This window comes from Fimbriimonadaceae bacterium (genome assembly GCA_019638775.1).
Classification (GTDB): Bacteria; Armatimonadota; Fimbriimonadia; order Fimbriimonadales; family Fimbriimonadaceae; genus JAHBTD01.
On sequence record JAHBTD010000054.1, the window covers coordinates 1 to 6,058 of the forward strand.

Consider the following 6,058-nt stretch of genomic DNA (forward strand, 5'->3'; position numbering starts at 1 on the left):
AATGATGCTTGTCAGGACGATCATCAATTGTTGGTGCATGCTCAGATCCATTCCGATCATTTGCGCGATGAACAGGGCCGCCATGGCTTCGTAGAGCGCAGTGCCGTCGTTGTTAAAATTCGCCCCGACCAATGCGCCCATGCTGGCGGACTGGTCGCGCAGGCCTATGCGGTCCTTGAGCGCCGCGTAGGTCACCGGCATCGTAGCGGTCGAACTCGCCGTGGAGAACGCCATGACCAGCGCGTCACGTCCGCCGCGAAGCAACTCGCCAGGGCGTACCCACGACCCGAAGCGGATGCGGATCAGATAATAGGCGGCCTGGATCGCGAGCGCGAGCAGCACGCTGAGGACAAAGACGCCCAGCGCCTGGAACTGCGCGAAGCCTTCCGTGCCTACGATGCTCGCCACGATGCCGAAAACGGCCAGGGGCACCACCGCAATGATCCAGTGCAAAATCTTGATCAGCGAGTCCAAGACAAGTTCGACGAGGTGCTCGACCGTTCCAAGTGGGCGGTGACGTTCCTTGCGCAGGGCCATACCGAAGGCTACCGCGACGAAGATGACCCCGATCACCTTTCCATCGTCACCCAGCGGCCCCAGCAGGCTCTTGGGTACATTCTCAATAAACGCCGTGAGCGGATTTGCCGTATGCGTGGTTTCGACGGCGGGCTCTGAGGGCGCGAGCCCCGCACCTCGTCCTGGCTGGATGACGTTGGCAACGGTCAGTCCAACGGTGATCGCCACCAATGTGTTCATCAGCAACAGGCGTGGCAGGCGTGCGGCCAGTGGCCCGCCGAGATGTGTCGTCATGAAGGTGTGCACAATCGCGGCAAGGATCAGCGGAGGCGCGAGCGCGCCCAAAAGGCGAAGCACCAGTTTGCCGGGCGTCGCCAAGAAGGTGGCCTGGCTTCCCAACGCCAGCCCTGCCGCCACGCCCAGTACCACGCCGATGACGATGCGTCCATACAGCGGGATCTGCTGCCATCGTGCAACCAGGCCTGTGTGAGGGGTGACGATGGCTGTGTTCTCTAGGGCATTGTCGTCCACGAACTCGCACTCCGCTGCTGGTCTGATTCTCAGGGAACGAACAGCCGTGCTGTTGAAAGCAGCTCAGCTGTCGCCTTGTCACTGGTGGCGGATAGTAGCAGATCTGATTCCGCGGAGGGGAAATGGATGGCGTGGCGCTAGAGCGTTCACCTCGCACAGCAGTTGTTGCTGTGCGGGATGAGTGCCGATTCAGGAAAACGACGTGATCCGCGTATTCGAGCAGAGGAGACTATGCGGTTATTGAGCAGGTGCTGGCGAGTGGCTGGAGGAAACGAATGAACGGCGACAGTCAGTCGGGTTGCAGTCGTCTGTCAGCGTGTGGTGGGAGGCCGGCGGAGGCGGCACACTCGCCGGCTCGCAGGAGTCAGGCGACGTCGGGATAGAAATAGTCGGCCCCGACGGGGAGCTTGCTGAGCCATTGCGTGAAGCGCGAGACCTCTTCCCCGCGAAAAATGCATCCGTGCTGAGGAAGAATCGCCGTGATCGGCAGTGGCGCGAGTCGTTTGTTCATCCCGGCGACCGCTCGATTGCTGGACATATAGCGCTGATGAAATCCCTGCATGGCTTGGGTATGCACGGTCCAATCATCGATCACAAGTCTGAAGGTGTCGTCCTTGTACATGGCTGTTCCGACATCTCCTGAAAAGAGGAACCCGCTGACGGTATCGTGCACAAGAATATTACCGGGGGAGTGGAGAAACGGCGCGGAGATACAATCGAGTCGGCCGCCGTCTTTCAATGATATCGACGAGGCCCTCGTCGGGTACTTTGACGAAATTGAGATTGTGGGCCTTTCCGCTCAGATCCCTGGTTTCATAATGCAGCATGAATCGAGTCCAGAGGCTCGACACGACCAGCTTGATGTCGTCATTCCACTTGGTCCAACTCGGAAATGAGGCACAGATATCGGGGTCTTGATGGCTGAAGAACAGGTGGGTGATGCTCATCGGGCTGAGGAGGAGACACACTTTCTTGAACACAAGTGGGAACCGGTCGAACCCGCCCGGTTCAAGCAGATAGCCTTCGTGTCCGTCGATAATCAGATAGGTGTTGCACTCGATCTCGTCTCCGCCGGTGTGGGTGCCGATCCAATAGACCTTGTGGTCGCCCTTTTCGAAAAGCAGAATCGCGTCGTCGGGGTTGATCGAATCATTCTGTAAATTGCTCAGCGGAACAGACACCATGGCAACCTCCATCTGACAGGTCACTGAACGGCCCGGCCTCCGCACCACTCAGTTAAATTATAGAAGAACATCCCCCGAGCACAAACTGAATACGCGCATTGGGGGAGACTGAGGGGAATCCCGATGTCTGGCACCATCCACCGGCCTCGTTTCCGGTATCGCGATGCGGCTGATTCGACTTCGATCATGGCGTCTGCATTCGGCGCGATAGCAACACACATGGGTTTCCGCACGCATGGCGATGATGGGGAATGGAACGGTATGCCGAGGCTCTTTGCGCCTGGGAAATGAGGTCAGTCAGTAGCGAGTGCCGCAGGATCACGCCGGTTGACTCGCAACCGTTGCGGGATCAAGATGCCGCCCGCGAGGTCGTGATGCGACGTGTTGCCTCTCTTCTGCATGGGCCTGAAGGGCTGTGGATCGCGATCAGCCTTCTGGCCTTTCTCTTCGCGACGAGGAATGAACCTTCGACTGCGGCGGGGAATGATGTCCTTGAAACCCTCTGGCTCGCGATTCCGTTAATCGGGATTCCTCTCACATTTCTGACGGCCTATCTGCCGGGAGGCGGTGGCTGGTGGTGGCTCCTGCGCGTAGTCGTGGTTGCGATGGTCGGCGTGCTGGTGGCGTCGTTCATCGCGGCCAGCGGGGTCGACTATCACGATTCTCGGAATTCCGGCTTGCTGGGCGCGCCAGTTTATAGCCTTACAATCGGGCTCGTGCTGCTGGCGCCGCTCACGGCTCTCGCTGCTGTGCTGATCTGGAAAAGGAGTCGCGGAAGGGGGAGATAGTGGTGTGTATTTCTGCGCCTGGCCGGGAAATGTGTGAAGGCAAGATAATGCCCAATAGGTGTGGATGGGCGAGGTCGCCAGCGGCACGAGGGCCGACCTGACGTGGTGCATGAAAAGCGGAGATTGCTGACCCCGGTGCTATGCACGAAGGCGTCTTGCATCTTGTTTCATTCTTTCGATGAAGAGGTTTAAAAACCATGAGACTGGAGAAAGGAGAGATTTGATTGCCAACATATATGATCCAGAAACAGATTCACACTCTCATACAGTATGGGCTTTTCGACGAAGGCCGTCTTGTCCCATTTAGTCGCAATAACATCCGCTTTTCAGCATGGGATGAGGATGTGACCACGGCTTGGAGATCTAGGTATTGGATCGCAGAGAGTGAGGTTGACTCGGCCAGTTTTGTTGACGCCTGGAAGCTTTTTCAAGATGCACTGACCAAGATTGTGTCACGAAGCTCTTTCGTAGGGCAGGCGTATCATACGGACATCGGACGGCCCTATCTCATTAAGCGAGTCGATTCCGAAATAGCATATTGTCGGCATTCCCGAGAGCGTGGGCCTGTTCCTTTGCATTTCAATGAGGATGAGCTCGGAGCATTAGACATCTTACTTGGGGACGGAGGCATTCCCGAGGCTTTTTATCTTTATTGGAACGATGCGGTTAATGCGGTGGGCTATGCTGCTAAACTTGTGCTCATGTTCGCTGCGATAGAGATACTTTTTGACAGGGCATCGCGATCGACTTCCGATTTTTATGTGACTATTGAAGCTGTTTTTGGTGCCGACATTAAGCGGGAACTATACGGTACGAGAGAAGATGGAGGCAGGTCTGGGTTGCGCCAGCGGTTAGTGCATGGAGATTATTTGGCAGTCAGCGACACAAAGAACTATGTTGAGATTGTGCATCAGACCATTGTTAGGTATTTCAATCAATGTATGTTGCGGGAGCATCCGATCAATGAAGGTGTTGTCGGTCCACAGCGACACTTATTCGGAAATCTTGAGTCATGGCAAGGGTTTATTCGGGCGGGATCTGAGGCGCCTTTGGAATTGAAATGTGTTCTGGCAGCATTTAGTGCGAACGAGGATAACCCTGTTGGCTATGAAATTGTCCCACTAGATGAAAGGCCGGAAAACTATTGATACTGCTTCACGCTGAGCTCTTAGGTTTGCTTGATAACGCACGCGCCTACTTGCCAGGAAGGCATGTGCCCACCCAATCAACACAACTGGCTGCAAAATAAGATCAGCTGGGAGTCTTCGACCGCGCGTTGCGCGAGCATGGGGGAACTGCCAGGCCAGCCTCCTTCTCATTCTACCTCGGCCCATACATCATCACCGCCACGCCAGCCAGGCACACCATTGCCCCGATCACGTCAAAGCGATCCGGTTCCACGTGATCGACCAGCCAGCCCCACAGGATCGACAGAACAATGAACGAGCCGCCGTACGCGGCATAGACCCGGCCGAAATGCGACGGCTGGTAGGTCGGCACGATGGCGAGATGGAAGGAGGGGCAGGGCTGGTCACAAACAGTTGCGTATGATTTGCTCGGCCGAAGAGTTGCGTTCAGAGCCTATCGAATCCGCGTTTTGCGAGTCGCGACAACTGAGGGGCCAAAGCCAGAGGCGTGACGGAGTGTTTCCAGGCGTCAGGGACTCTCCCATCATCTGTAGTGCGCCAGTTTCCTAATATATAGCCATTCTAGACAATTTAGCTGGTTTGGGTATACTCTCAATTCAGAGGGAGGGGGAGTGATGTCCAAGCTGAGCTATCGGAACAGTCAGGGCCAACTGGTGGATGTGTCGACTGTTGCGGCGACGAAAGTGAAGAACGAATTCGGGTCGATCCTGGAGCAGGCGATGCATGGCGGCGCAGTAGCCATTACGCGTCATGATCTCCCGAAGGCGGTGCTCCTGTCCTTTGAAGAATTTGTTGCGCTGGTGAAGGACCGTGCGCCTCAGCTCAATGATCTTGCCAACGAGTTCGATGCCTTGCTGGCCGATATGCAGACGGCCAAAGCCAGGCAGGGCATGGCAGAGGCGTTTGAAGCGCCGGCTTCACGATTAGGCCGCGCCGCCGTTTCGGCCGCGCGTAAGGCACGTCCCTCGTCAGCCAAGTCGTCTCGCCGGATGTCCCGCAGCCGCCGCACCACATGAGCGGGGTCAGAACGCCACGCTTCTACGTCATTGCCGGGGTGAACGGCGCAGGCAAAAGCAGCATAGCCGGAGCAACTTTTCGCGCGCTTGGGAGCGATTACTTCAATCCTGATGAAGGCGCGCGTCGACTCATGGCCGCCAATCCGTGGCTCAGTCAGAAGGATGCCAGTAGCATAGCCTGGAGGCAGGGTGTGCGATTGTTGAAGCGGGCGCTTGAGGAGCGTCTGGATTTCGCATTCGAGACGACACTCGGGGGGCATACGATCACGCAACTGCTCGGCCAGGCTGCCTCACGGGGGATCGAGGTTCATATTTGGTATGTAGGCCTGACCAGCCCGGAATTGCATCTTGAACGGGTACGCGCCCGAGTCAGCCGAGGTGGCCACGACATTCCCGAGCGCGACGTCAGGCGTCGCTACGAACATAGTCGGCTCAATCTCATTGCACTGCTTCCTCATCTGACGGCCTTGCGGGTCCATGACAATAGCCTGGAGGCGGATCCCGCTGCCGGAAAGGTGCCGTTGCCTCGCCTGGTGCTCCAGATGGAAAGAGGAGCGATGATCGGCCCGGCTGACCTCTCGCCCACACCGGACTGGGCCAAGCCGATTGTCGCCGCCGCCCTCAAGTTAGGCCGGAGGTGATTCTCATTGACGGATCTTCCTCCAGGTCTTCCCGCGGTTTTCTCTGCTGCCGAGAGCTGTGATACCTTTTCCTTTCCCTCCCATTCTCCTCGCGGGGCGGCCTGGCCGGTTCCCTACGTGCGCGCGTCCAACGAGGGCCCTCCAGGCCGCGCGTTGCACGAGCAGGGGGAACCGCCAGGCCAGCCTCTCCCTCTATCCCTTCTTTTACCTCGGCCAATACATCATCGCCGCCAT

9 protein-coding genes are annotated in these 6,058 nt (G+C 57.3%); 5 read left to right on the forward strand and 4 right to left on the reverse strand.

Annotated features, from left to right (window positions below; translation table 11 throughout):
- From KF784_19340 to KF784_19350, 3 genes are all read right to left on the reverse strand, one after another.
- Positions 1-1,047, reverse strand: a 1,047-nt coding sequence (locus KF784_19340) for a dicarboxylate/amino acid:cation symporter (protein ID MBX3121220.1), incomplete at its 3' end; no start/stop codon positions are given.
- Positions 1,048-1,411: 364 nt separating this feature from the next.
- On the reverse strand, positions 1,412-1,669 hold the full coding sequence (locus KF784_19345; GenBank protein MBX3121221.1) for a hypothetical protein: 258 nt from the start codon (positions 1,667-1,669) through the stop codon (positions 1,412-1,414).
- A gap of 58 nt (positions 1,670-1,727) precedes the next feature.
- Complete coding sequence (locus KF784_19350; protein ID MBX3121222.1) at positions 1,728-2,231, reverse strand: hypothetical protein; 504 nt, start codon at positions 2,229-2,231, stop codon at positions 1,728-1,730.
- A 123-nt stretch (positions 2,232-2,354) separates the two neighbouring features.
- On the opposite strand from KF784_19350, the gene KF784_19355 reads away from it, so the two are divergent.
- The 3 genes from KF784_19355 to KF784_19365 all read left to right on the forward strand — a co-directional run bounded on the left by KF784_19355 (position 2,355) and on the right by KF784_19365 (position 4,167).
- Positions 2,355-2,522 carry a hypothetical protein gene (locus KF784_19355; protein MBX3121223.1) on the forward strand — a complete coding sequence of 56 codons (168 nt, stop codon included), beginning with the start codon at positions 2,355-2,357 and terminating at the stop codon, positions 2,520-2,522.
- On the forward strand, positions 2,519-3,019 hold the full coding sequence (locus KF784_19360) for a hypothetical protein (protein MBX3121224.1): 501 nt from the start codon (positions 2,519-2,521) through the stop codon (positions 3,017-3,019). Before KF784_19355 ends, KF784_19360 begins: the two co-directional genes overlap by 4 nt.
- A gap of 224 nt (positions 3,020-3,243) precedes the next feature.
- Complete coding sequence (locus KF784_19365) at positions 3,244-4,167, forward strand: hypothetical protein (GenBank protein MBX3121225.1); 924 nt, start codon at positions 3,244-3,246, stop codon at positions 4,165-4,167.
- Positions 4,168-4,339: 172 nt separating this feature from the next.
- Here KF784_19365 and KF784_19370 read toward each other — a convergent pair whose 3' ends face one another.
- Positions 4,340-4,597 carry a YnfA family protein gene (locus tag KF784_19370; GenBank protein ID MBX3121226.1) on the reverse strand — a complete coding sequence of 86 codons (258 nt, stop codon included), beginning with the start codon at positions 4,595-4,597 and terminating at the stop codon, positions 4,340-4,342.
- 184 nt (positions 4,598-4,781) lie between these two features.
- Here KF784_19370 and KF784_19375 point away from each other — a divergent pair, with 184 nt between their 5' ends.
- Complete coding sequence (locus KF784_19375) at positions 4,782-5,183, forward strand: type II toxin-antitoxin system prevent-host-death family antitoxin (GenBank protein ID MBX3121227.1); 402 nt, start codon at positions 4,782-4,784, stop codon at positions 5,181-5,183.
- Entirely contained in the window at positions 5,180-5,824 is a 645-nt protein-coding gene (locus KF784_19380; GenBank protein MBX3121228.1) for a zeta toxin family protein, read from the forward strand. Before KF784_19375 ends, KF784_19380 begins: the two co-directional genes overlap by 4 nt.
- Positions 5,825-6,058 lie beyond the last annotated feature (234 nt).